We start from the raw sequence: 24873 nt of genomic DNA, 5'->3' as shown, positions 1-24873 counted from the left end.
GTTTAAACTTATGAACTCGTTTTGTGAAAAAGGGGTAATAAAAATGAATAGTATAAATCGTATGTACGTAATTATGTTACTTGTTCCTTTGTTCTGGGGTGGCTCTTTTGCGACAGCGGAGCATATTATTACGGAAATTCCACCAATTACCGCAGCAACAATTCGTTTTGGTTTAGCTGGTTTTATTTTAATAGGCATAGTTTTTATGAAATCTGAGTGGAATACAAGTTTGTTATTAAAGAATTGGAAAGGGTTGTTATTTGTATCACTAACAGGTATTTTTGGCTACAATGTCTTTTTCTTTATGGGACTTAACTATACTTCCACTATGAATGGTTCACTTATTATTGCTACAATGCCCGTTTTTGTAACATTAGGAGCAATATTGTTTTTTAAAGAGTCTTGGAGTTTAAAAATAGGAATAAGTTTAATCTTATCTCTAATTGGTGTCATAGTTGTTATTACGAGTGGTTCAGTATATAAACTTATGTCTTTATCATTTAATAAGGGAGATCTTTTATTTATAGCTGCCCTAATATGTGGGGTGTTATATAGCTTAACAGGGAAAAAAGTTATGCGTGGCGTATCACCCTTGTTAACTACAATGAGTATGACGATATTAGGAACTGTTTTTTTAGCAGGACTTTCTCTACATGAAGGTGGGTGGGGAAAGGTTTTAACGCTTTCTTTACAAGGGTGGATAGAAATGTTGTACATGGTCGTATGTGGGACGTTAATTGGGTATATCGTGTTTAATAAAGGGGTTGAAGAGTTAGGTGCAAGTAAAGCTAGTATGTATTTAAATCTAACTCCTATTGTGGCTACTGGTATATCGATTGTATTATATGGAGCGATTGTTACGTGGCAACAAATAGTAGGAATGATAATTGTTCTAATTGGGGTTTATATAGCAACAGTACAATCAAATAAAGATATAAAGAAGCTTTCGCATAATCAATGTGTTTCGAAGAAATAGGTAGAAATAATTGAACACTATAATTCTTAATGATGGCATTCTATGAATTAGGGATAAAACCCCGATTTCCGGAAAAACTACTAATGAAAGTTTGATTTTGCCTAGAAGAGGTGAACGGAAATGAAATGGATACTGATTGTGGTACAAGTTTTCGTTATGATGTTTTGTTTCGTTTATGAAACGACTGTGAAGGCAGAAGGGCCGGTACCAGAAGTAACAGAAAAAGAGCCCCGAGTTACAATTTTATTAGAGCGTATGTATGTTGATGGCGAAGTAAGCGAAGAAATATTTACAGAAAAAGTAGCTGATTTAGAAAAGTTTTTACAGCAATATAAAGAATGGCAACTCGTTGATCGTGATGATGTACAAATTGTATTGCAAAAGAAAGTGGATGATATTTCTCCGTTATTGAAAACGAGCGGATATTTTGGTGTTTCAGAGGAAGGGATATTACAAATTTTCAACGGCGTGCCGAAAAGTGATAATGCGATCCATTCTTTCTTTCAAATTGATATGAAAAAGCTGGAGAGCTATGAGCGTGCGAAATTGAAACGCGGTATTCGTATTAAATCAAAAGAAGGTTTTGTGAAGACGATTGAAAAAATGAAGCAATATGCAGTACAAAGTAAGAAAAAAAGCAGCTCATGGTGAGCTGCTTTTTCTTACTTATTCTTAGCTGAAATTTCTTTTGCGATTTCATCAATTAGCATATCTTTTCCGATTGGATTGAATGCTTTCGTATTGAAGACTTCATTTGATACTTCATATACGTGATTGTTTTTTACTGCTTTATTATCTTTCCAAACGGCACTGTTTTTGTAGTCTTCGTACACTTTATCAGCTTCGCCGCCGAAGTTTACAATAAACATTTGGTCAGGCTGGAATGCAACAAGGCCTTCTAGTGATACTTGCGCCATCGTTTGTTTCAAATCTGTACCTTTTGTCGCTGGAAGTTTTAAGTCGTTAAAGATGATGTCACCGTATCCGAAGCTACCGTATACACGGAAGTTTTGTGGTGTAACTGCAACGAACATAAAGTTCTCATCTTTTGTTTTCTCTTTAATTTTTTTAGATAAAGTGTCTGCTTTCTTATCGTAGTCTGCAATCCATTTGTCTGCTTTCTTTTCTTCATCAAATAGTTTACCTACTTCTTTAAACTTACCACGCCAGTCTTCTAGGTTTGTTTCTAGAACAACTGTAGGTGCAACCTTTTCTAGTTGATCATAAATTTTCAATTGACGGTTGTTTAAAATAATTAAGTCTGGTTTTAATGCAGTAACAGCTTCTAAATCAACTTTAGGTGACCAGTACCAACCTACTGCTTTTACTCCATCTAACTTGTCTGTTAAGTGATTTTGGATTTTATCTTTATATGTATTTGCTGTACCAACAGGTTTGTGTCCAAGAAGTAATAATTCTTCTGTTGATCCAGATAGGTCAACAATTCTCTTTGGATTTACTGGGATTGTAGCTTCCCCTTTAGCGTGTTTTACAACTTTTGTTTTCGGTTGTTCTTTTGTTTTCGACTCTTCTTTTTGAGAAGAGCATCCAACGATAGAAAGAACAACAAGCATAATAGTAAATAAAATAAGTAGTTTACGTTTCATCCTGCTGTAACCCCTTTAATTAGTATTGATAATCATTATCGACTTCTGTATATTAAGGTGCTTTAAACTTTCTGTCAATGGAAAATAACAGAAGTTTCGAATGGAGAACATTTGTTGGGGCAGTCTCGCTTTTCTATCATTAAATATGTTAAAATGGAATACATGATTTAAGAGGGAGAGATCGTATTTTGTTTGAATATGTTACAGGTTACGTGGAGCATGTAGGGCCGGAATATGTCGTAATTGATCATAATGGAATTGGTTATCAAATTTTCACACCGAATCCGTATGTATTTCAAAGAAGTAAGCAAGAAATCCGTGTCTATACATATCATTATGTGAGAGAAGATATTATGGCACTTTACGGGTTTAAAACACGTGAAGAGCGTTTATTATTTACAAAGTTGTTAGGCGTGTCCGGCATTGGGCCAAAAGGCGCTCTTGCAATTTTAGCTTCTGGTCAAACAGGACAGGTCGTTCAAGCGATTGAGCATGAAGATGAGAAGTTTTTAGTGAAGTTCCCAGGTGTCGGAAAGAAAACAGCACGCCAAATGATTTTAGACTTAAAAGGAAAACTAGCAGATGTCGTACCGGATGCATTTGTTGATCTATTCTCAGACACAGAACGTTTTGATGAGAAGAAAGGTTCATCAGCTGAGCTTGATGAGGCGCTGGAAGCTCTGCGCGCACTTGGATACGCAGAACGCGAGGTTTCTCGCGTTGTACCAGAGTTATTAAAAGAATCATTAACAACGGATCAGTATATTAAAAAGGCACTTAGTCTTTTACTAAATGGTAAGAGGTGAGTATAATGGACGAACGTCTCCTTTCAGGGGAATCTGCATATGAAGATTCGGATTTAGAATATTCATTACGGCCACAGACGCTCCGTCAGTATATTGGCCAAGATAAAGCGAAACATAATTTAGAAGTATTTATTGAAGCGGCGAAAATGCGTGAAGAAACGTTAGATCACGTACTTTTATATGGACCACCAGGTCTTGGTAAAACGACGCTTGCGAATATTATTGCAAATGAGATGGGCGTTAATGTTAGAACAACTTCAGGCCCGGCAATTGAAAGACCAGGAGATTTAGCGGCTGTATTAACAGCGCTTCAGCCAGGGGATGTATTATTTATTGATGAGATTCATCGTTTGCATAGATCGATTGAAGAAGTATTGTATCCTGCGATGGAAGACTTTTGCCTTGATATCGTAATTGGAAAAGGGCCTTCAGCACGTTCTGTACGCCTAGATTTACCGCCATTTACATTAGTTGGAGCAACGACACGCGCCGGAGCATTATCGGCACCGCTTCGTGACCGCTTCGGTGTACTTTCAAGGTTAGAGTATTACACAGTAGATCAGCTTTCTGCGATTGTTGAACGTACAGCAGAAGTATTTGAAGTTGAAATCGATTCATTAGCTGCATTAGAAATTGCAAGACGTGCTCGTGGTACACCGCGTATTGCGAATCGTCTTTTAAGACGTGTACGTGATTTCGCGCAAGTTCGTGGTAATGGAACGGTTACGATGGAAATTACACAAATGGCATTAGAGCTATTGCAAGTAGATAAATTAGGTCTAGATCATATTGATCATAAATTACTGCTTGGTATTATTGAAAAATTCCGTGGTGGTCCAGTTGGATTAGAGACGGTTTCAGCAACGATTGGAGAAGAATCTCATACGATTGAAGATGTGTATGAGCCGTATTTATTACAAATTGGCTTTTTACAACGAACGCCAAGGGGCCGAATTGTAACGCCACTTGCGTATGAGCATTTCGGAATGGAGATACCAAAAGTATGACGGAGATGCCCAAATTGCTTATTACAGCGGGTATCTTACTCATCGTTGTTGGATTAGCTTGGAAGTTCATTGGAAGGCTTCCAGGCGATATTTTTGTGAAAAAAGGAAACGTTACCTTTTATTTTCCTATCATTACATGTATTGTTTTAAGTATTGTATTATCTTTTATTATGTATATAATAAATCGATTTAAATAAGAAATAGGTGGATATAGTTATGGATATAAATCTGTTTGATTTTCATTTACCAGAAGAACTTATTGCACAAGTCCCATTAGAAGATCGTGAAACATCAAGATTAATGGTGTTAGATCGTGAAACAGGTGATATTGAGCATAAACATTTTGCGGACATTCTTTCTTACTTACATGAGGGGGATTGCTTAGTTTTAAATGAAACGAAAGTTATGCCTGCTCGTTTGCATGGTGTGAAAGAAGATACAGGCGCACACATTGAAGTACTTCTTTTAAAACAAGAAGAAGGCGATAAGTGGGAAACGCTTGTAAAGCCAGCGAAACGTGTAAAAGAAGGAACTGTTATCTCTTTTGGCGAAGGGAAATTAAAAGCAACTTGCATAGGAACTGCAGATCAAGGTGGACGTCAGCTTGAATTTTCATATGACGGCATCTTCTATGAAATTTTAGATGAACTTGGAGAAATGCCACTTCCTCCGTATATTAAGGAAACGCTGGAAGATCGCGATCGCTATCAAACAGTATATGCGAAAGAAATCGGTTCAGCAGCAGCGCCGACTGCGGGACTTCACTTTACAGAAGAGTTACTTGAGAAGTTAAAGCAAAAAGGCGTTGAGTTAGCATTTATTACACTTCACGTAGGACTTGGAACGTTTAGACCAGTTTCTGCAGACACGATTGAAGAACACCATATGCACGCAGAATATTACCATATGTCTGAAGAGACAGCGGCTTTATTAAATCGTGTGAAAGGGAATGGTGGACGTATTATTACTGTAGGTACGACATCAACTCGTACGTTAGAAACAATTGCAACAGATCATGACGGTAAGCTTTGCGCCGCTTCGGGATGGACAGATATTTTCATGTATCCGGGATATGAATTTAAAGCAATTGATGGTTTAATTACAAACTTCCATTTACCGAAATCAACATTAATTATGCTTGTAAGTGCATTTGCAAACAGAGATAATGTACTTCATGCTTATAATGAAGCAGTAAAAGAAAAATATCGTTTCTTTAGCTTCGGTGATGCAATGTTCGTTGCATCTCACGCTAAAATGAAAAACAAATAAAAGGAGTAAGTTATGACAGCAATTCGTTATGAATTTATTAAGACATGTAAACAAACGGGTGCCCGTTTAGGTCGTGTGCATACGCCGCACGGTTCATTTGATACACCAACATTTATGCCAGTTGGTACACTTGCAACAGTTAAGACAATGTCACCAGAAGAACTAAAAGCAATGGATTCTGGTATTATTTTAAGTAATACGTATCATTTATGGCTACGTCCAGGTCATGAAATTGTTCGTGAAGCAGGTGGTTTGCATAAATTTATGAACTGGGACCGTGCGATCTTAACGGATTCTGGTGGTTTCCAAGTGTTCAGTTTAAGTGACTTCCGTCGTATTGAAGAGGAAGGTGTTCACTTCCGTAACCACTTAAATGGAGATAAATTATTCTTATCACCAGAAAAAGCGATGGAAATTCAAAATGCATTAGGTTCAGATATTATGATGGCATTTGATGAGTGTCCACCTTTCCCGGCTACTTTTGAATATATGAAGAAGTCTGTAGAGCGTACGAGTCGCTGGGCAGAGCGTTGTTTAAAAGCGCATGAGCGTCCGCAAGATCAAGGTTTATTTGGTATTGTACAGGGCGGAGAGTTTGAAGAGCTTCGTCGTCAAAGTGCAAAAGACCTTGTTTCAATGGACTTCCCTGGCTATGCTATAGGTGGTCTATCTGTTGGTGAACCGAAGGATATTATGAATCGTGTTCTTGAGTTTACAACACCACTTCTTCCAGATGATAAACCACGTTACTTAATGGGAGTAGGTTCTCCTGACTCGTTAATTGATGGTGCAATTCGCGGCGTTGATATGTTTGACTGTGTACTTCCAACTCGTATCGCTCGAAATGGTACATGTATGACAAGTGAAGGCCGTTTAGTTGTGAAAAATGCGAAATTCGCAAGAGACTTCGGGCCTCTTGATCCAAACTGTGATTGCTACACATGTAAAAATTACTCTCGTGCGTACATTCGTCACTTAATGAAATGTGATGAAACGTTCGGAATTCGTTTAACGTCTTATCACAACCTTCATTTTCTGTTAAACTTAATGGAGCAGGTGAGACAAGCTATTCGTGAAGACCGTCTTGGCGATTTCCGCGAAGAGTTCTTTGAACAGTATGGCTTTAATAAACCGAATGCTAAAAACTTCTAATACATAATTTAAAAGGAGGAACAAAAGATGAATGCAGGTATGATGAATATCGTTATGATCGTTGCGATGTTTGCGATTTTCTATTTCTTATTGATTCGCCCGCAACAAAAGCGTCAAAAAGCAGTTGCTCAAATGCAAAACGAGTTAGCAAAAGGTGATGCTATCATAACAATTGGTGGCTTACACGGTACAATCGAATCAGTAGATGAAACGAAAATCGTTATTAAATCTGGTGGTTCACACTTAACTTTCGATCGCAATGCGATTCGTGAAGTCGTGAAAAACTAATGTGGAAGGCCCTGCATGAAATGTGCAGGGCCTTTTTTAGTTACTTTGTTTTGACATATTTACACCGAAAATACCACCGAGTGTACTCGCCCCCATTAATGCTAATTGATAAAGTAATTGTGAGTTCGATAAAGTTTGGGAAAAGCCTAAATAGTTAACTAGAAAAACGAGTATAGTGAACGTGATCCCTGTTGTGAAACCTACTAGCCAACCTTTCCCTTGTGCCTTTTTGCCAGCGATAAAACCAGACATAAGCATAGATAAAAGAGCGAGTATAAAAATAGTAACGGCTAATGTCCCTTCGTTTATATTCGTAAACTTTAATAAAAGAGCCATAATCATGCTAGTAATAGATGCGAGAATTAATAGTGTAACAATACCAAAGCCGATTGCAGTGGATAATTTTTTCGTTCCATCCATTTATAGATTCCCCCTTTTTAATACAAGCATATTTTCCTTTTGTCAAAGTTAGACTAGTTTCTTTTTTATAGGGGAGTCTATACGTTAAAAAGGAGATGTAGAAATGGAATGGGTATCAATAATTGGACGGACAATGCTTTTGTATATCATCATCTTAATTATTTTTCGTCTTATGGGTAAACGTGAGATTGGAGAGCTAAGTGTATTAGACTTAGTCGTATTTATTATGCTTGGAGAAATGGCCGTAGTAGCAATTGAAAATACAGATAAATCACTTTGGCATCAATTAGTGCCGATGACTTTTCTTATGTGTATACAAATCATTTTGTCAGTCATTTCTTTAAAGTTTCAACGCTTTCGACATTTAATAGAAGGGGAGCCGGCTATCCTTGTAAATGCGGGAAAGATTGATGAAAAAAAGATGCGGAAGCAGAGATATAACATAGATGATTTAATGATGCAATTAAGGGAGCAAGGAGTTGGAGATATTCGGGATGTAGAATATGCTATTTTGGAACCGTCTGGGAAGTTATCTGTCTTTCAAAAACAAAAAAATAAACAAGATGCATTGCAGTTTACTTTTCCTCTTATTATTGATGGAGAAATTCAATCTAATCATTTGCAAATGATTGAACATACAGACGAGTGGCTCGTTGGGAAATTAAAAAAATTAGGTTATAACGATATAACCCAAATTTTATACTGTAGTTTTCAAAACGGACAGTTTTTTGTTGATTTAAAAGAAAATTAGAGACTAATCCTTTGAAAGGGTAAGTATGATTAGTTTAACTAATAATCAGTGGAGATCACCCCACTGATTAAAGTTTCACCTTATTTCAAAAATGAAAGTTTACGAATGATAGGGAGACGACTTAACTCTTCTTTTCGAATGAGTTTGAAAGTGAAGAGAAGTACGATATAAACAATTGTTGTTAAAGTGATTTCCCATAATGTTTGTATGCCAAGGGAATGAGAGAAAATAATATATTTATGAAGATAAAAACCGAAGGCGCCTGCGATACCGATGGCAAGTCCGCCGAAAATATAGTCTTTTGCGTAAATAGTAAATGTAATCTTTTTTAAGACGGTAGCGTAGTGAAGAAATGTTACTGTTACAATATTTGCTGCAATAGCGAGAGCAACTCCCATCATTTGAAATTCTGGCCTTGAGGCTAGTACAAAAATAACGATTAATTTCACGATGGCGCCAATAAATGTATTCATCATTGCAGCTCTTGCTAAGTTTAAAGCTTGCAAAACGGAGGTAAGTGGACTTTGGAAATAATGAAATAAAAAGCAAGGTGCAAGAAGCTGAATGAATGCTGTTGCGCTGTCTGATCCGTACATAAGAGTTAAAACAGGGGAAGCAAATACGTATAATATAACGACAGACCATCCGCCAGTAATTAATGAAATTCGAAGTGCTTGTTGTAAACGGTGCTCCACTAATTTATGTTGTCTTTTTGCCATTGCTTCACTAATAGAAGGAACGAGTGCTGTAGAAAGAGCGTATGTAATAAAGGCGGGTAGTGATAGAAGCGGGAATGCATAACCGTTTAATATACCGTATTGCTGGGTTGCAACAGAAGCGGCAACACCAGCGATTGCTAAGCTTTGCATAACGACAATAGGTTCAAAAAAATATGAAACGGAGCCGATTAAACGACTTCCTGTAGTTGGAAGGGCGATATCCATAAGGGAATAAAATGTCCCTTTGCTCTCCTTTACAGTAGTGAAAAATCCAGAGCGTATTGATAAATGTTTTTCGCGCTGGAATAACGTGAGTAAAAATAATAAGGATGCAACTTCACCGAGAACAGCTGATAACATAGCACCGGCTGCAGCATATTCTACGCCGTAAGGTAAAAATAATTGAATGCATATAGCGATAATGGTAATGCGGACAACTTGTTCTAGAACTTGTGCATAAGCGCTAGGTTTCATATTTTGTTTCCCTTGGAAGTAACCGCGCAAAACAGAAGAAATAGCAATAACAGGAACGACGGGCAAAATGGCCATTAATGGATAGTACGTTCTTTCGTCGGTTAATAATGTTTTTGCTAAAATAGGTGTGAGGAACATAATTCCGATTGTTAATATGATACTAATAACGGATGTAACAGCTAGTGATACGGTTAATATTTTTTTAACTCTCTGTTTATCGTTCACAGCTTCCGCTTCTGCTACAAATTTTGCGATTGCGACAGGAAGACCGATTTGTGTTAATGTAATTGCTAAAATGAATGTAGGAACGGCCATCATATAAAGACCAACGCCTTCTTCACCTAAAATACGTGCCATTACTATACGATTGATGAAACCAAGTATTTTTGTAATAAATCCGGCTATCATTAAAATAAATGCGCCTTTTAAAAAGCTTTGTCTCGTCATGTTCTTCTCCTACCTTCTCAAAATCAATGGAATGATTTACAATAATTTATATGCACGTACGAGACAAGAATGACAAGCATTTAAGAGAGTGAAGTATGATAGTGCTCTTGAAAGTAGTTATTGCTGTCCATTAGAGCGGGATTAAAGCGACTTTTTCGTGCTGAAATAAGAAGGAGATGTTATAGATGTTAGATAAAGAGGCTTTGGTAGAATCATACCGCGGACAGTTACAAGTCGTTTTAGAAAGTAAAGTAGAAGAGTTTCACATGTTCGGTTACGACCGAGTGACAGATGATGACATTTGGAAGTTTCTCAAAGTGAAAAAGTGGAAAAAGATAGACAGTGATGTTAGATTATATGAATTGGTAAATGATGTATTAAGAGTAAGTGCTAATGAGTATATGACATATTTAACTGTTGAAGCGTACCAAGCGCCACTTTGGTCATTTGATGAGTACGAAAATAAATAACCGACTGCAATTGGTTTGTTCTTCCTTTTGCAGTATAATGATAGGTATTGATAAAGAGGAAATAATTATGTCTAAGATTATATATAAAGGAGGTAGTGAAGAGGAAAATAAATGATGAAAGTGTAGGTAGTGTAAAGAGCTTACCTATACAGCTAGTGAGGAACTAGCAAAATTATAGAAAGGAAGTCTACTAACTAGGCGTATGCACACGTGTAAAAGTAAATCGTAAGAGATTTATTGAAAGTGTTAGTAGCAGAAAGAGGGTACATATGGCAAAGCGTGGTACGAGAATTGCCGCCTTTTTCCTCATCGTCTTATTAATCGGTGGAGTAATTGGTGCGGCAGGAAAAGACATAGCAAAAGGAATTAGTCTAGGACTAGACCTTCGCGGTGGTTTTGAAATTCTGTATGAAGTAAAACCGGCCAAAAAAGGTGATAAAATCGATCGAGACGTACTTGTAAGTACAGTTGGTGCTCTTGAAAATCGTGTCAATGTTCTTGGTGTAAGTGAACCGAACATTCAAATCGAAGGGCAAGATCGAATTCGTGTACAGCTTGCTGGTGTACAAGATCAGCAAAAAGCACGTGAAATGTTATCAACACAAGCGAAATTAACATTCCGTGATGTGGATGATAACCTTCTTATGGATGGAACGGATTTAAAAGGCGGCGGAGCGAAGCAAACATTTGATGAGCAAGGCCGTGCGAGTGTAGGTCTTACACTAAAAAGCGCTGAAAAATTCCGTGCAGTAACTGAAAAGATTTCAAAAATGCCACCACCAACGAATTTAATGGTAATTTGGCTGGACTTTGAAGAAGGAAAAGATTCGTATAAAGCAGAATCTGCAAAACCGAATCCGAAGTTCTTATCAGCGGCAACAGTAAGCCAAGTATTTAACCAAGCTGAGGTATCTATTGTAGGTGGAAACTTCACAGTTGAAAGTGCGAAACAACTTTCATCTTTATTAAATGCAGGTGCACTTCCTGTTGATTTAAAAGAAATGTATTCAACATCTGTTGGAGCGAAATTTGGTCAACAAGCATTAGAGCAAACGATTTTCGCTAGTGCAATCGGTATTGCTATTATCTTCTTATTCATGCTTGTATTCTATCGTTTACCAGGACTTGTAGCGGTTATTATGTTAGGTCTATACATTTTCGTTACATTACTTGTCTTTAACTGGATGCATGCTGTTCTGACATTGCCAGGTATTGCGGCTTTAGTGCTCGGGGTAGGTATCGCAGTTGATGCGAATATTATTACGTACGAGAGACTGAAAGAAGAGCTGAAAATTGGTAAGTCCATGATGTCAGCATTTCGTGCTGGTAACCATCGTTCATTAGCAACAATTTTAGATGCAAACGTTACGACCCTTGCAGCTGCAGGTGTGTTATTCGTATATGGTAATAGCTCTGTAAAAGGTTTCGCAACAAGTTTAATCGTAAGTATTTTAGTCGGTTTCATTACGAACGTATTCGGTACTCGTTTCTTACTAGGTTTACTTGTAAAGAGCCGTTACTTCGATAAAAAACCATCATATTTTGGTGTGAAACAAAAGGATATTATTCCATTAACAAAAGGTGTAGTACATCCGCCAACGAGATTTGATCGTATTAACTTCGTAAATCTTGGCCATAAATTCCTTGTCTTCTCGATTGTAGTTGTAATTGCGGGTGCAATTATCCTGCCAATTTTCAAATTGAATCTTGGCATTGACTTTGCAAGTGGTACACGTATTGACTTGCAATCAAAACAAGCAGTTACTGTTTCTGATGTTCATAAAGATTTTAAAGAGTTGAACATTGATGTAAAAGAAGAAAATATTGTACCGACCGGGGATGACAATAAAGGTTTCGCAGTTCGTACATTAGGCGTTCTATCAAAAGATGAAATTGCGAAAACCAAAACATTCTTCCACGACAAATATGGTACAGATCCAAATGTAAGTACAGTTTCGCCGACAATTGGGAAAGAAATTGCACGAAATGCATTTATCGCAGTATTAATTGCTTCTGCAGTTATTATCTTATACGTAAGTATTCGATTCCGATTTACGTATGCACTATCTGCAGTGCTTGCGTTACTACATGACGCATTCGTTATGATTGTTATGTTTAGTATTTTCCAATTAGAGGTAGACTTAACGTTTATCGCTGCGGTGCTAACAATCATCGGTTATTCTATTAATGACTCAATTGTTACATTCGATAGAAACCGTGAATTATACAAACAGAAAAAACGAGTTCGCGATATAAAAGATTTAGAAGAAATCGTAAATGCAAGTATTCGCCAAACGCTTGGTCGTTCGATTAACACCGTATTAACAGTGTTATTCCCAGTAATTGCACTGCTTATCTTCGGCAGTGAGTCACTACGTAACTTCTCGTTTGCGTTACTTGTTGGATTAATTGTAGGTACGTACTCTTCTGTTTTCGTTGCTTCTCAAATTTGGTTAATGCTTGAAAACCGTCGTTTGAAAAGAGGTAAAAACAAGAAGAAGGTTGAGAAAGTAGAATCTGAACCGCAAGTATAGAAAAGATGATGCCTCGTTATGAGGCATCTCTTTTTTCGTTTGTGGATACAATAAGATAACAGCTTTGGAAAGGATTAAATGGAAGAAAGTGGTGATGTTATCGTTATTTTTGTTACAATAAAAAGATAGGTTAAGAAAAGAAGGGATTTTAATTATGGAAAAAGATGAACGTTTTAAACAGGCCGAGTTTGGTGCTATTGTCGGGATCGTTGGTAATATTATATTAGCGATTGTAAAGGCGGTAATTGGTTATATTGGGAACAGTAAAGCGCTATTAGCGGATGCCGTGCATTCTGCATCAGATGTAATTGGTTCGCTAGCTGTACTTTTTGGATTGCGAGCGGCAAAGCAGCCACCTGATGAGGATCATCCGTATGGTCATGGTAAAGCGGAATCGATTTCAGCGATTATTGTTGCGGTATTATTATTTATTGTGGGAATTGAGATAGCGATTTCGTCTATAAAAGCTTTTTCGCAAGAACTAGAACCACCAAAAGGAATTACAATTTTTGCTGTTGTTCTTTCGATTATCGTGAAAGAAGGAATGTTCCAATATAAATTCCGATTAGGGAAGAGGGTAAACAGTGATGCAATTATTGCAAATGCATATGAGCACCGTTCGGATGTATTTTCTTCAATTGCAGCTTTAATCGGTATTTGTGCAGCTATAATTGGTGGTAAGTTTGGTATAGACTGGCTTGTGTATGCTGATCCGATTGCAGGATTATTTGTTTCACTTCTTGTTGCAAAAATGGCATGGAGCATCGGAGCGGAAGCAATTCATGCAACGCTTGATCATGTTCTTCATGAGGAGGATGTTCTTCCGCTTAGAGAAGCAGTTCTTCAAGTAGATGGTGTGAAAAAAATCGGTTCTTTATATGCACGGGAGCATGGTCATTATGTTATTGTCGATATTAAAGTGTCTGTAGATCCGTACATTACTGTAGAAGAAGGACACCGTATTGGAAAACATGTGAAAGAAATGCTTATGAAACAAGATAATGTACAAAATGTATTTGTACATATAAATCCGTATTCTCCAAATTAAACATCATTAACATTTTAGTATATAGATATTGCATCGTAGTTTGCATTATATTGTCACCCCTTAATCTGTCTTGTATAATGAACAGGTTAAGGGGTGATTTCGTGTTACAACCGAAGACGCGTTGGAAAGAAAAAGAATATAATGACGAGCGAGTGAGTGAATTAGCAAGTAAATTACAGTTATCGCCACTTGTCGTTTCGTTATTCCTTGGTAGAGGACTAGACACAGAAGATAAGATTTTAGATTTTTTAAATACAGAAAATCAAGAATTTCACGATCCATTTTTATTAGAAGGAATGGATAGAACAGTAGAACGTGTAAATAAGGCGATTCAAAATGGAGAGCAAATATTAATATTTGGTGATTACGATGCGGACGGAGTAAGCAGTACGACGGTTTTATATCTTGCTCTTCAAGAATTAGGTGCAGAAGTAGAATTTTATATTCCAAATCGTTTTACAGAAGGATATGGACCGAACGAAGAAGCATTTCGCTGGGCGCATAGCGCAGGGTTCTCGCTAATTATTACTGTCGATACTGGTATTGCAGCGGTACATGAAGCGAATGTAGCGAAAGAGCTTGGAATAGATCTAATTATTACAGATCATCATGAGCCACCGCCAGAATTGCCAGAAGCACTTGCGATTATACATCCGAAATTAGAGGGCGGTGTATATCCGTTTCACTATTTAGCTGGTGTAGGTGTTGCATTTAAAGTTGCACATGCACTATTAGGCCGTGTACCAGAACATTTATTAGAGATTGCAGTAATTGGTACAGTAGCCGATTTAGTGTCACTTCATGGTGAAAATAGGTTGCTAGTGAAACGCGGTTTAAAACATATGCGTATGACGAAAAATATTGGTTTAAAGGCATTGTTTAAAGTTGCTAACGTTTCGCAAAGTGAAATTACAGAAGAGAGTATTGGCTTCTCAATTGCACCGCGTATTAATGCGGTTGGGCGTTTAGAAGATGCAACGCCGGCTGTACACCTTTTATTATCAGATGATCCAGAGGAAGCGAAAGAATTAGCCGAAGAGATTGATGAGCTGAACAAACTACGAAAAGATATTGTAAAGCAAATTACAGAAGAGGCTATCGCTGAAGTTGAAAATAACTTCCCGCCAGAAGAAAACAAAGTGTTAGTGCTTGCAAAAGAAGGTTGGAATCCAGGTGTAATTGGGATTGTCGCTTCTAAATTAGTTGAACGTTTTTATCGTCCGACTATTGTATTAAGCATTGATCCTATAAAAGAAACAGCAAAAGGCTCAGCACGTAGTATTGCAGGATTTGATTTGTTTGCAAATTTATCAGATTGTAGAGAGTTATTGCCACACTTCGGAGGGCATCCGATGGCAGCTGGGATGACGCTACATATGAATGATGTAGATGAATTACGTCGCCGCTTAAATGAACAAGCAGATGCAATTTTAACCGAAGAAGATTTCATTCCAATTACAGCAGTTGATGTTTTTTGTAAAGTGGAGGATGTAACGCTAGCGGCAATTGAAGATATGCAGAAGTTAGCACCATTTGGTGTTGGAAATCCGAAACCACGTATTGCAGTGAAAGATGCAGAACTAGAAAGTATTCGTGCAATCGGATCAGATGGTTCTCATTTGAAAATGGCTCTTCGTGATGGACAGGCAACACTGGATACAATTGGATTTGGATTTGGTGCGTATGCGAAAGAAATTTCTCCAGTTGCAAAAGTATCTGTAATAGGAGAAGCATCCATTAATGAATGGAACAATTTTAAAAAGCCACAATTAATGGTACAAGATATTGCTGTAGAGGCGTGGCAATTATTTGATTGGCGTAGCATGCGTAATGTAGAAGCAAATTTATCAGAACTTCCGAAAGAAAAAATAACAATGGTGTATTTTTCTGAAGAGGTATTGAATAAATTTTCTTTAGAAGACTATAAAGAGAAGCTTATGCATGCGTCAGAAGTAACATATTTAGATGATCAATACATCGTGTTACTCGATTTGCCAAAAGGAACAGATGAATTACGTGAGTTATTTAAAGTAGGATTCCCAGCGCGAATTTATACGCTGTTTTATCAAGAAAATAACCATTTATTTAGTACAGTTCCTACGAGAGAACACTTTAAATGGTACTATTCTTTCTTAAACCAAAAAACACCATTTTCTTTAAGACAATATGGAGAACAACTATGTCGTCATAAAGGTTGGTCGAAAGATACAGTAAATTTCATGACACAGGTGTTTTTTGAGTTAGAATTTGTTACAATAAAAGATGGCGTCATTTTTATGGCAGACAAAAAACAAAAGCGTGATTTAATTGAATCGAACACATATCGTGAGAAAATGAACCACTTACAATTAGAAAAAGAATTGGTTTATAGCACATATCAGCAACTATATACATGGTTTGAAACGATTCGTAATCATAAAGAAGTAGAACAGTTAGGGTAAAGGATTTGTATTTACAAACCTTTTAGATCTGAGGAGGATTCAGAAATATGGATTTCAAGCAACATATCGCAATTGTACCGGATTATCCGAAAGAAGGTATTGTGTTTAAAGACATTACACCTTTAATGAATGACGGTAAAGCATACAAAGCGGCAACAGATGCAATCGTTGAATACGCAAAAGAAAGAGATATCGATGTTGTAGTAGGACCAGAAGCTCGTGGTTTCATTATCGGTTGCCCAGTTTCTTATGCGTTAGAAGTAGGATTTGCGCCAGTTCGTAAATTAGGGAAATTACCACGTGAAGTAATTACAGTTGACTACGGTAAAGAATATGGAACGGATGTTTTAACAATCCATAAAGATGCAATTAAACCAGGTCAACGCGTATTAATTACAGATGATCTATTAGCTACAGGTGGAACAATCGAAGCAACAATTAAGCTAGTTGAAGAACTTGGCGGAGTTGTAGCAGGGATTGCATTCTTAGTAGAGCTTACTTACTTAGATGGTCGTAAAATGTTAGATGGTTACGATGTATTAGTATTAGAAAAATACTAATCACTATATAGGTAAAACTACGGTGATAAAAAGTACCCGTGAATCTCTTGGAGAGGAGCGGGTACTTTTGTATAATTGAACAAAAAATCATGGTGAAATGTCAGTAAAATCTTTTCCTTTTCACAATTCACAATCATTGGGTTATAATGATAGAATATAATTTATTCTATTAAATAAAGATAAAGTCAATTTTCAATAAAAGGTGATTCGATGGCAAATGAGCAGGTACTAACAGCTGAACAGGTACTCGAGAAAGCAAGTCAATATTTAGCGGATGAAGATATTGAGCTAGTGGCACGTGCCTATGAATATGCACGTGATGCGCATAGCGAACAATATAGAAAATCGGGTGAACCGTATATTATTCATCCGATTCAAGTTGCAGGTATTTTAGTTGATTTACACATGGATCCAGCTACGGTATCAGCAGGTTTCTTACATGATGTAGTGGAAGATACAGAGATTACGTTAGAAGATATTGAACGGGAATTTAATAAAGAAATTGCTATGCTTGTTGATGGTGTTACAAAGCTTGGGAAGATTAAATATAAATCTCACGAACAACAACAAGCCGAAAACCATCGCAAAATGTTTATTGCGATGGCTCAAGATATTCGAGTTATTTTAATTAAACTAGCTGATCGTCTTCATAACATGCGTACATTGAAACATTTGCCTCAAGAGAAGCAGCGTCGCATTGCGAATGAAACGTTAGAAATCTTTGCACCTTTAGCACATAGACTCGGAATTAGTACTATTAAATGGGAGCTAGAGGATACGTCACTTCGCTATTTAAATCCACAGCAATATTATCGTATTGTAAATTTAATGAAGCGTAAACGTGCAGAACGTGAAGAATACTTAGACGAAGTAATGACTGGTATTCGTGAGAAATTAAAAGAAGTTGCAATTCAACCTGAGATTTCTGGGAGACCGAAGCATATTTACAGTATTTATCGTAAAATGGCGCTGCAAAATAAGCAGTTCAATGAAATTTACGATTTATTAGCTGTACGTGTCGTTGTAAATAGTATTAAAGATTGTTATGCGGTGCTTGGAATTATTCATACGTGCTGGAAGCCGATGCCAGGTCGTTTTAAAGATTATATTGCAATGCCAAAAGCAAATTTATATCAATCTCTTCATACGACTGTAATCGGACCGAAAGGTGATCCACTTGAAGTGCAAATTCGTACGAAAGAAATGCATGAAATTGCAGAATTCGGGATCGCGGCACACTGGGCGTATAAAGAAGGAAAAACAGCAGAAACAACAGGTACATTAGAGAAGAAACTTACATGGTTCCGTCAAATATTAGAATGGCAAAATGAAGCTTCTAATGCAGAAGAATTTATGGAGTCATTAAAAATTGATTTATTCTCTGACATGGTATTCGTCTTTACACCGAAAGGCGATGTAATGGAATTGCCACTTGGATCGGTTCCAATTGATTTTGCGTATCGTGTCCATTCGGAAATTGGGAATAAAACAATTGGTGCAAAAGTAAACGGAAAAATGGTGACGCTGGATTATAAATTAAAAACAGGCGACATTATTGAAATTTTAACGTCGAAACATTCGTATGGCCCAAGTCAAGATTGGGTAAAACTTGCTCAAACATCTCATGCTAAAAATAAAATTCGTCAATTCTTTAAGAAACAACGTAGAGATGAAAATATTGAAAAAGGCCGTGAACTTGTTGAAAAGGAAGTACGTGGTCTAGAGTATGAGATGAAGGAAGTACTAGCACCTGATAACTTAAAACGCGTCGCTGAGAAATTTAACTTTGCAAATGAAGAAGATATGTTTGCAGCAGTTGGATATAGCGGAATTACAGCTTCGCAAATTGTTACGCGACTAACGGACAAGTTCCGCAAACAACGCGAAGAAGAAGAAATCGTTGAAGTTAAAGAAGTTCGTAAACCGATGAAAATTCGAAAATGGGATTCTGGTGTAAAGGTAAGTGGTGCTGATAATTTATTAATCCGTTTATCAAAATGCTGTAACCCAGTTCCGGGCGATGATATCGTTGGGTATATTACGAAAGGCCGAGGCGTATCGATTCACCGCCGTGATTGTGTAAATGTTCATACAGAAGAAGCTGTAGAACGATTATTAGAAGTAGAGTGGGAAGGTAGTCCTGAAAAAGAAATTGAGTATAACGTTGATATTGAAATTTCAGGTTACGATCGCCGTGGTTTATTAAATGAAGTACTGCAAGCTGTTACAGAGACGAAAACATACATTTCAGCTGTTTCTGGTAGAAGTGACCGTAATAAGATGGCAACAATTAATATGTCAATCTCAATTCGTAACTTACAACACTTGAAAAAAGTAGTAGAACGCATTAAACGCGTTCCAGAAATTTATGCAGTACGACGCATGATGCATTAATAGGGAGTGTAGAAAGATGAGAGTTGTTTTACAACGATCAAAGGAAGCGTCTGTCACAGTAGATGGTGAGATTGTAGGGCAAATTCCGTTCGGTCTAACATTGCTAGTTGGCATTACGCACGAAGATACAGAAAAAGATGCAACTTACATTGCAGAAAAAATTGCGAACTTACGTATTTTTGAAGATGAGAGCGGAAAGATGAATCATTCTGTACTTGATGTAGAAGGACAAGTTCTATCTATTTCGCAATTTACATTATACGGAGATTGTCGCAAGGGAAGACGTCCAAACTTTATGGATGCTGCGAAACCTGACTATGCAGAGCGTTTATACGATTTCTTTAATGAAGAAGTTCGCAAACAAGGATTGCATGTAGAAACAGGGACGTTCGGAGCAATGATGGACGTTTCTTTAATCAATGATGGTCCGGTGACCTTAATTGTGGATAGTAAATAGTGTTGTTTAAGAAGAGAGGGGATGAGTTCCCTCTCTTCTTTTGTGTCTTTTAATGGTATATTTTGTTAATTATTGTTATGATAGTTAAGAAAATAAACGATATAATCAGGGGATTATGGGAGATGAAGTTTATGGAAACGTTTGTACTCGTTCATGGAGCATGGGATGGTGGTTATGTTTGGAAAAGACTAGCTGAATTTTTAAGGAAAGATGGTCATAGTGTATATACTCCTACCTTAACTGGACTTGGGGAACGAACGCATCTTATGCAACCTAATATAGGATTGAAAACATTTATTCAAGACATTGTTAATACCATTAAATATGAGGGGCTAAAGGATGTAATTTTAGTAGGGCATAGCTATTCTGGAATGGTAATTACAGGAGTGGCAGAAGTGATTCCCGAGTTTATTAAGGGGCTAGTATACGTGGATGCAATGCTTCCGGAAAATGGTGATTCTGTTATGGATATTTCTGGACCGGAAATGGCCGCACATTTTATAGAAGAAGTAAAAGTATACGGGGAGGGATGGCGTGTTCTTCCTAGAAATACAAGAGATGAAAAAAAATCAGCGATGCCATTGTTGGCTTTTACACAATCGGTTGAAATAAAAAACTCTAAAGCGCAATGTATACCGCATATATACGTAGAAGTAAAGGATAATCCAGAACATTGGCCAATGACGTCTATCTTTTTAGAATCCGCAAAAAAAGCAAGAGATAGAAAATGGGAAGTTTTTTCTATTGAAGTTGGTGGGCATTGGGTAATGGAAACTAATCCAGAGACGTTGGTCCGTATATTGAATCAGTGTGTAGAAGTAGTTTAATGTATACTTTACTTCCTACGAAAGAAGGGGAATCGAAAGTAGGAGGTAGGTTTGATTGCTTCAAGAATTTAATATAGCCTTGCGTTTTATGCTTGAGTTATGCATTCTTGGGATTGTTGGTTACTGGGGATTTCGGATAGGAACAATAACGGCTATAAAAATTACACTTGCAATTATTCTTCCGGTTATTGTTGCTGTCGTATGGGCGTTATTTGGAGCGCCACATGCAGAATGGGGAAGTACAATGTATATTGCATGTGCTGTTAGAAATTATCGTATTTGGAGTAGGTGTTGTAGCGTTATATCATTTGAAGCATCATATGCTAGCAAGTGGACTGGCTATTATTATTGTTGTTTTAAATCGAATACTAATGTTTATTTGGAATCAATAGCTGTTTCAGTTATGTATAACTCTTTCATCAATATGGAACAATAAAAAGTAAAACATCTATATTGAATGTGAGGGATATACGTATGCGTATGAATGAAAAAGGGCATTCTGTTACAAATGGTGCAAATCAATTGTTTAACGTGAATTTTCATGATTTTATTTCAAAAGAGCAAAACAATACTTCAATGGAGCTTGCTTCCGAGTTTGGAATTTCTCTTCAAGATGTAAAGCGTCTAAAGAAGCAGATTGAACGCTCTTAGAGTACTTGACAATCCTACTTAACAAACGTATAGTAATTTTATATTTACATATGAATATAACCGTTGATAGAGAAGAGTAAATGAGACACACATGGAAAGAGAAGGAATGTCTTAGGCTGAAAACATTTCTGCATGATGACTGATTGAATGACACTCTAGAGGTTTCAACTTGAACGGCATATATGCTTAGTAGGGATGAACGCATATTTAAGCGTTATTAAAAAAGTGGAAGCATACGTGCTTCAATTAGGGTGGCACCACGGGTATAATACTCTCGTCCCTACTGTTTAAACAGTAGAGGCGGGAGTTTTTTTATTTTTATTAAGATTAAAACAATTTGAGGAGGAACTGAATATGTCTATTCAAATCCCACGCGGAACGCAAGATATTCTTCCAGGCACTGTTGAGTTATGGCAGTATATCGAAGGGCAAGCACGCGAAATTTGCCGTCGTTACAATTATAAAGAAATTCGTACACCAATTTTTGAACACACTGAGCTATTTTTACGTGGTGTTGGTGATACGACAGATATCGTACAAAAAGAGATGTACTCATTCCAAGATCGTGGAGAGCGTAGTTTAACATTACGTCCAGAAGGTACTGCACCTGTTGTACGTTCTTACGTTGAAAACAAAATGTTCGGTGACGCAACACAACCAACGAAATTATACTATATCGGTCAAATGTTCCGTTACGAAAGACCACAAGCAGGTCGCTATCGTCAATTCGTACAATTCGGTATTGAAGCAATCGGCAGTAACGATCCTGCAATTGATGCAGAAGTAATTGCACTTGCTGTAGAGTTTTACCGCGGCATGGGCTTAAAAAATATTAAAGTTGTATTAAACAGCTTAGGTGATGCAGCGAGCCGTCAAGCACACCGTGATGCGTTAATCGCACACTTCGAGCCACGTATCGGCGAGTTCTGTTCTGACTGTCAATCTCGTTTAGAAAAGAACCCTCTTCGTATTTTAGATTGTAAGAAGGACCGTAACCATGAATTAATGGGAACAGCACCATCTATTACAGAATACTTAAACGAAGATTCAGCAGTATACTACGACAAAGTTCAAGAGTTATTAACGATGATGGACGTTCCATTTGAAAAAGATCCGAACTTAGTACGTGGTTTAGACTACTACCAACATACTGTTTTTGAAATTATGAGTGAGGCAGAAGGATTCGGTGCTATCACTACATTAAGCGGTGGTGGACGTTATAACGGACTTGTACAAGAAATCGGTGGACCAGAAATGCCAGGTATAGGTTTTGCGATGAGTATTGAACGTTTAATTATGGCGCTAAAAGCTGAAAACATCGAATTACCAATTGAACATAGTATCGATTGTTACGTTGTAGCTCTTGGTGAAAAAGCAAAAGACCATGCTGCGAAAGTTGCGTTTGATCTTCGTAAAGCTGGATTATCAGTTGAAAAAGATTATTTAGATCGCAAAATGAAAGCACAATTTAAATCAGCAGATCGTCTAAAGGCAAAATTTGTAGCTGTATTAGGGGAAGACGAGCTAGATAAAGGCATCATTAACTTAAAAGATATGACAACAGGCGAACAAGAAGAAGTAGCATTAGATGTATTTGCTTCATACGTAGCAGAGAAATTAATATAGGGGGAACTTACAGTGGCTGAAAGAACACATGCATGTGGAAAAGTAACAGTAGAAGCAGTTGGACAAACAGTTCAATTAAAAGGTTGGGTACAAAAACGCCGTGATTTAGGTGGATTAATCTTTATCGACTTACGTGACCGTACAGGTATCGTACAAGTTGTATTTAACCCAGAAACATCAAAAGAAGCGTTAGAAGTAGCAGAAACAATTCGTAGCGAATACGTATTACACGTAGAAGGTACAGTTGTTGAACGTGGTGAAGGCGCGATTAATGACAATATGGCAACTGGTCGTATTGAAGTACAAGCAACGAAAGTAAATGTATTAAACGCAGCGAAAACAACGCCAATTATCATTGCTGATGATACAGATGCATCAGAAGATGTGCGTTTAAAATATCGTTATTTAGACTTACGTCGTCCGGTAATGTTCAACACATTCAAAATGCGTCATGACGTAACAAAAACAATTCGTAACTTCTTAGATACAGAAGAGTTTTTAGAAGTTGAAACTCCAATTTTAACGAAGAGCACACCAGAAGGAGCTCGTGACTATTTAGTACCAAGCCGTGTACATGACGGTGAATTCTATGCATTACCACAGTCACCACAATTATTTAAACAGCTTCTTATGGTCGGTGGATTTGAGCGTTACTATCAAGTAGCACGTTGTTTCCGTGACGAAGATTTACGTGCGGACCGTCAACCAGAATTCACGCAAATCGATATTGAAGCTTCATTCTTAACACAAGATGAAATTTTAGAAATGATGGAGCGTATGATGACGAAAGTCATGAAAGATGCAAAAGGTGTAGAAGTTAGCGCACCATTCCCTCGTATGAAATATGCTGATGCAATGGCTCGTTACGGTTCTGATAAGCCAGATACACGCTTTGAAATGGAACTAACAGACTTATCTGAGTTCGCAGCAGGTTGTGGCTTTAAAGTATTTACAAGTGCTGTAGAAAGCGGCGGACAAGTAAAAGCAATTAATGCAAAAGGTGCTGCAAGCAAATACTCTCGTAAAGACATCGATGCATTAACTGAATTCGTGAAAGTATACGGTGCAAAAGGTCTAGCTTGGCTTAAAGTTGAAGAAGACGGCTTAAAAGGACCGATTGCGAAATTCTTCGGTGAAGAAGATGCAAACGTGTTAATGACTACATTAGAAGCTACTGCTGGCGACTTATTACTATTTGTAGCAGATAAGAAGAGCGTTGTTGCAGATAGCTTAGGCGCACTTCGTTTACGTCTAGGTAAAGAGCTTGAGTTAATTGACGAAAGTAAATTTAACTTCCTGTGGGTAACTGATTGGCCACTTCTTGAGTACGATGAAGATGCAGATCGCTACTTCGCAGCTCACCACCCATTCACAATGCCATTCCGTGAAGACGTTGAGCTATTAGAAACAGCACCGGAAAAAGCGCGTGCACAAGCATACGACCTTGTATTAAACGGTTATGAGCTTGGTGGCGGATCACTTCGTATTTACGAGCGTGACGTACAAGAGAAAATGTTCAAAGCACTTGGATTCTCACAAGAAGAAGCGCAAGAGCAATTCGGATTCTTATTAGAAGCATTCGAATACGGTACACCACCACACGGCGGAATCGCATTAGGTTTAGACCGTCTTGTTATGTTACTTGCAGGCCGTACGAACCTTCGTGATACAATTGCATTCCCGAAAACAGCAAGCGCAAGCTGCTTATTAACAGAAGCTCCAAGCCCAGTTGCAGAAGCACAGCTTGAAGAGTTAAATTTAAAATTAAGCTTAAAAGAAGAGAAGTAAGAGAAGTGAAAATAGGGTCTAGATGGTTATACTAATACCATCTAGGCTTTTTTTAAACGTGTATTTAGGAAGAAAAAATCCGATTTATACTATGTTTTCATTTTCGAAATATGTATTTTTAGGAATTCTATAACTTTTTCTATACAAATAGTCGGAAAAAC

The 24873-nt window shown here is 37.4% G+C and carries 23 protein-coding genes, 1 pseudogene and 1 other annotated feature; of the genes and pseudogenes, 21 read left to right on the top strand and 3 right to left on the bottom strand.

Translation table 11 applies throughout. The features are described from left to right. Positions 1–43 precede the first annotated feature (43 nt). Both COK05_RS02090 and COK05_RS02085 read left to right on the top strand, forming a co-directional pair. Complete coding sequence (locus COK05_RS02090) at positions 44–976, top strand: DMT family transporter (RefSeq protein ID WP_098611270.1); 933 nt, start codon at positions 44–46, stop codon at positions 974–976. Between the two features lie 120 nt (positions 977–1096). After that, positions 1097–1627 (top strand): BofC C-terminal domain-containing protein, encoded by a 531-nt coding sequence (locus tag COK05_RS02085; protein ID WP_098611269.1) that lies wholly within the window; start codon positions 1097–1099, stop codon positions 1625–1627. Positions 1628–1638: 11 nt separating this feature from the next. Here the strand turns inward: COK05_RS02085 and COK05_RS02080 are convergent, their stop codons facing one another. After that, positions 1639–2583, bottom strand: coding sequence for an iron-hydroxamate ABC transporter substrate-binding protein (locus tag COK05_RS02080; protein ID WP_098611268.1), 945 nt, complete (start codon positions 2581–2583; stop codon positions 1639–1641). A gap of 188 nt (positions 2584–2771) precedes the next feature. Between COK05_RS02080 and ruvA the strand changes: the two genes are divergently transcribed. The 6 genes from ruvA to yajC are packed head-to-tail and all read left to right on the top strand — an operon-like array spanning position 2772 to position 7105. Next, entirely contained in the window at positions 2772–3389 is a 618-nt protein-coding gene (ruvA, locus tag COK05_RS02075; protein ID WP_016080199.1) for a Holliday junction DNA helicase RuvA, read from the top strand. A 5-nt stretch (positions 3390–3394) separates the two neighbouring features. Continuing rightward, positions 3395–4396 (top strand): Holliday junction branch migration DNA helicase RuvB, encoded by a 1002-nt coding sequence (ruvB, locus tag COK05_RS02070; protein WP_000344464.1) that lies wholly within the window; start codon positions 3395–3397, stop codon positions 4394–4396. Continuing rightward, positions 4393–4593, top strand: coding sequence for a DUF2905 domain-containing protein (locus COK05_RS02065; RefSeq protein WP_000138162.1), 201 nt, complete (start codon positions 4393–4395; stop codon positions 4591–4593). Before ruvB ends, COK05_RS02065 begins: the two co-directional genes overlap by 4 nt. Before the next feature lie 19 nt (positions 4594–4612). Beyond that, positions 4613–5665: a tRNA preQ1(34) S-adenosylmethionine ribosyltransferase-isomerase QueA gene (gene queA, locus COK05_RS02060; RefSeq protein ID WP_098611267.1), complete on the top strand. Its 1053-nt coding sequence runs from the start codon at positions 4613–4615 to the stop codon at positions 5663–5665. 12 nt (positions 5666–5677) lie between these two features. Next, positions 5678–6817 carry a tRNA guanosine(34) transglycosylase Tgt gene (gene tgt / locus COK05_RS02055; RefSeq protein WP_000125368.1) on the top strand — a complete coding sequence of 380 codons (1140 nt, stop codon included), beginning with the start codon at positions 5678–5680 and terminating at the stop codon, positions 6815–6817. A 27-nt stretch (positions 6818–6844) separates the two neighbouring features. Then, positions 6845–7105, top strand: coding sequence for a preprotein translocase subunit YajC (gene yajC / locus COK05_RS02050; protein ID WP_016080201.1), 261 nt, complete (start codon positions 6845–6847; stop codon positions 7103–7105). Between the two features lie 36 nt (positions 7106–7141). On the opposite strand, the gene COK05_RS02045 is transcribed toward yajC, so the two are convergent. Then, a complete protein-coding gene (locus COK05_RS02045; RefSeq protein WP_098611266.1) occupies positions 7142–7525 on the bottom strand; it encodes a TIGR04086 family membrane protein in 384 nt (127 codons plus the stop codon). A 103-nt stretch (positions 7526–7628) separates the two neighbouring features. On the opposite strand from COK05_RS02045, the gene COK05_RS02040 reads away from it, so the two are divergent. After that, on the top strand, positions 7629–8276 hold the full coding sequence (locus COK05_RS02040) for a DUF421 domain-containing protein (protein ID WP_098611265.1): 648 nt from the start codon (positions 7629–7631) through the stop codon (positions 8274–8276). An 80-nt stretch (positions 8277–8356) separates the two neighbouring features. On the opposite strand, the gene spoVB is transcribed toward COK05_RS02040, so the two are convergent. Beyond that, the gene (gene spoVB, locus COK05_RS02035; RefSeq protein ID WP_098611264.1) at positions 8357–9916 is read right to left on the bottom strand and encodes a stage V sporulation protein B; all 1560 of its coding nucleotides are present in this window, start codon (positions 9914–9916) and stop codon (positions 8357–8359) included. A 185-nt stretch (positions 9917–10101) separates the two neighbouring features. On the opposite strand from spoVB, the gene COK05_RS02030 reads away from it, so the two are divergent. The 12 genes and pseudogenes from COK05_RS02030 to aspS all read left to right on the top strand — a co-directional run bounded on the left by COK05_RS02030 (position 10102) and on the right by aspS (position 24712). Next, entirely contained in the window at positions 10102–10386 is a 285-nt protein-coding gene (locus COK05_RS02030; RefSeq protein WP_000884549.1) for a post-transcriptional regulator, read from the top strand. 269 nt (positions 10387–10655) lie between these two features. Next, positions 10656–12920, top strand: a complete 2265-nt coding sequence (gene secDF, locus COK05_RS02025; RefSeq protein ID WP_098611263.1) for a protein translocase subunit SecDF — start codon at positions 10656–10658, stop codon at positions 12918–12920. 154 nt (positions 12921–13074) lie between these two features. After that, positions 13075–13968, top strand: a complete 894-nt coding sequence (locus COK05_RS02020) for a cation diffusion facilitator family transporter (protein WP_098611262.1) — start codon at positions 13075–13077, stop codon at positions 13966–13968. A gap of 101 nt (positions 13969–14069) precedes the next feature. Next, entirely contained in the window at positions 14070–16409 is a 2340-nt protein-coding gene (gene recJ / locus COK05_RS02015) for a single-stranded-DNA-specific exonuclease RecJ (RefSeq protein WP_098611261.1), read from the top strand. Positions 16410–16456: 47 nt separating this feature from the next. Then, complete coding sequence (locus COK05_RS02010; protein WP_000346217.1) at positions 16457–16969, top strand: adenine phosphoribosyltransferase; 513 nt, start codon at positions 16457–16459, stop codon at positions 16967–16969. 210 nt (positions 16970–17179) lie between these two features. Next, complete coding sequence (gene relA, locus COK05_RS02005; RefSeq protein WP_001262795.1) at positions 17180–19363, top strand: GTP diphosphokinase; 2184 nt, start codon at positions 17180–17182, stop codon at positions 19361–19363. Between the two features lie 16 nt (positions 19364–19379). After that, entirely contained in the window at positions 19380–19820 is a 441-nt protein-coding gene (locus COK05_RS02000; RefSeq protein ID WP_001266958.1) for a D-tyrosyl-tRNA(Tyr) deacylase, read from the top strand. A 131-nt stretch (positions 19821–19951) separates the two neighbouring features. Next, positions 19952–20647, top strand: a complete 696-nt coding sequence (locus COK05_RS01995; RefSeq protein ID WP_098611452.1) for an alpha/beta fold hydrolase — start codon at positions 19952–19954, stop codon at positions 20645–20647. Between the two features lie 55 nt (positions 20648–20702). Next, positions 20703–21039: pseudogene (locus tag COK05_RS01990) on the top strand (YrdB family protein). An 82-nt stretch (positions 21040–21121) separates the two neighbouring features. Continuing rightward, positions 21122–21298: a hypothetical protein gene (locus COK05_RS31215; protein WP_001242605.1), complete on the top strand. Its 177-nt coding sequence runs from the start codon at positions 21122–21124 to the stop codon at positions 21296–21298. 54 nt (positions 21299–21352) lie between these two features. Beyond that, positions 21353–21583 (top strand) — a binding site (T-box leader). Positions 21584–21652: 69 nt separating this feature from the next. Continuing rightward, a complete protein-coding gene (hisS, locus tag COK05_RS01980) occupies positions 21653–22924 on the top strand; it encodes a histidine--tRNA ligase (RefSeq protein ID WP_097818417.1) in 1272 nt (423 codons plus the stop codon). Between the two features lie 12 nt (positions 22925–22936). Further along, complete coding sequence (aspS, locus tag COK05_RS01975) at positions 22937–24712, top strand: aspartate--tRNA ligase (protein ID WP_098611260.1); 1776 nt, start codon at positions 22937–22939, stop codon at positions 24710–24712. Positions 24713–24873 lie beyond the last annotated feature (161 nt).

Source organism: Bacillus cereus (genome assembly GCF_002567495.1).
Taxonomy (GTDB): domain Bacteria; phylum Bacillota; class Bacilli; order Bacillales; family Bacillaceae_G; genus Bacillus_A; species Bacillus_A cereus_AQ.
Note: the sequence above shows the minus strand (reverse complement) of the source record. Positions and strands in the feature narration are given on the sequence as shown.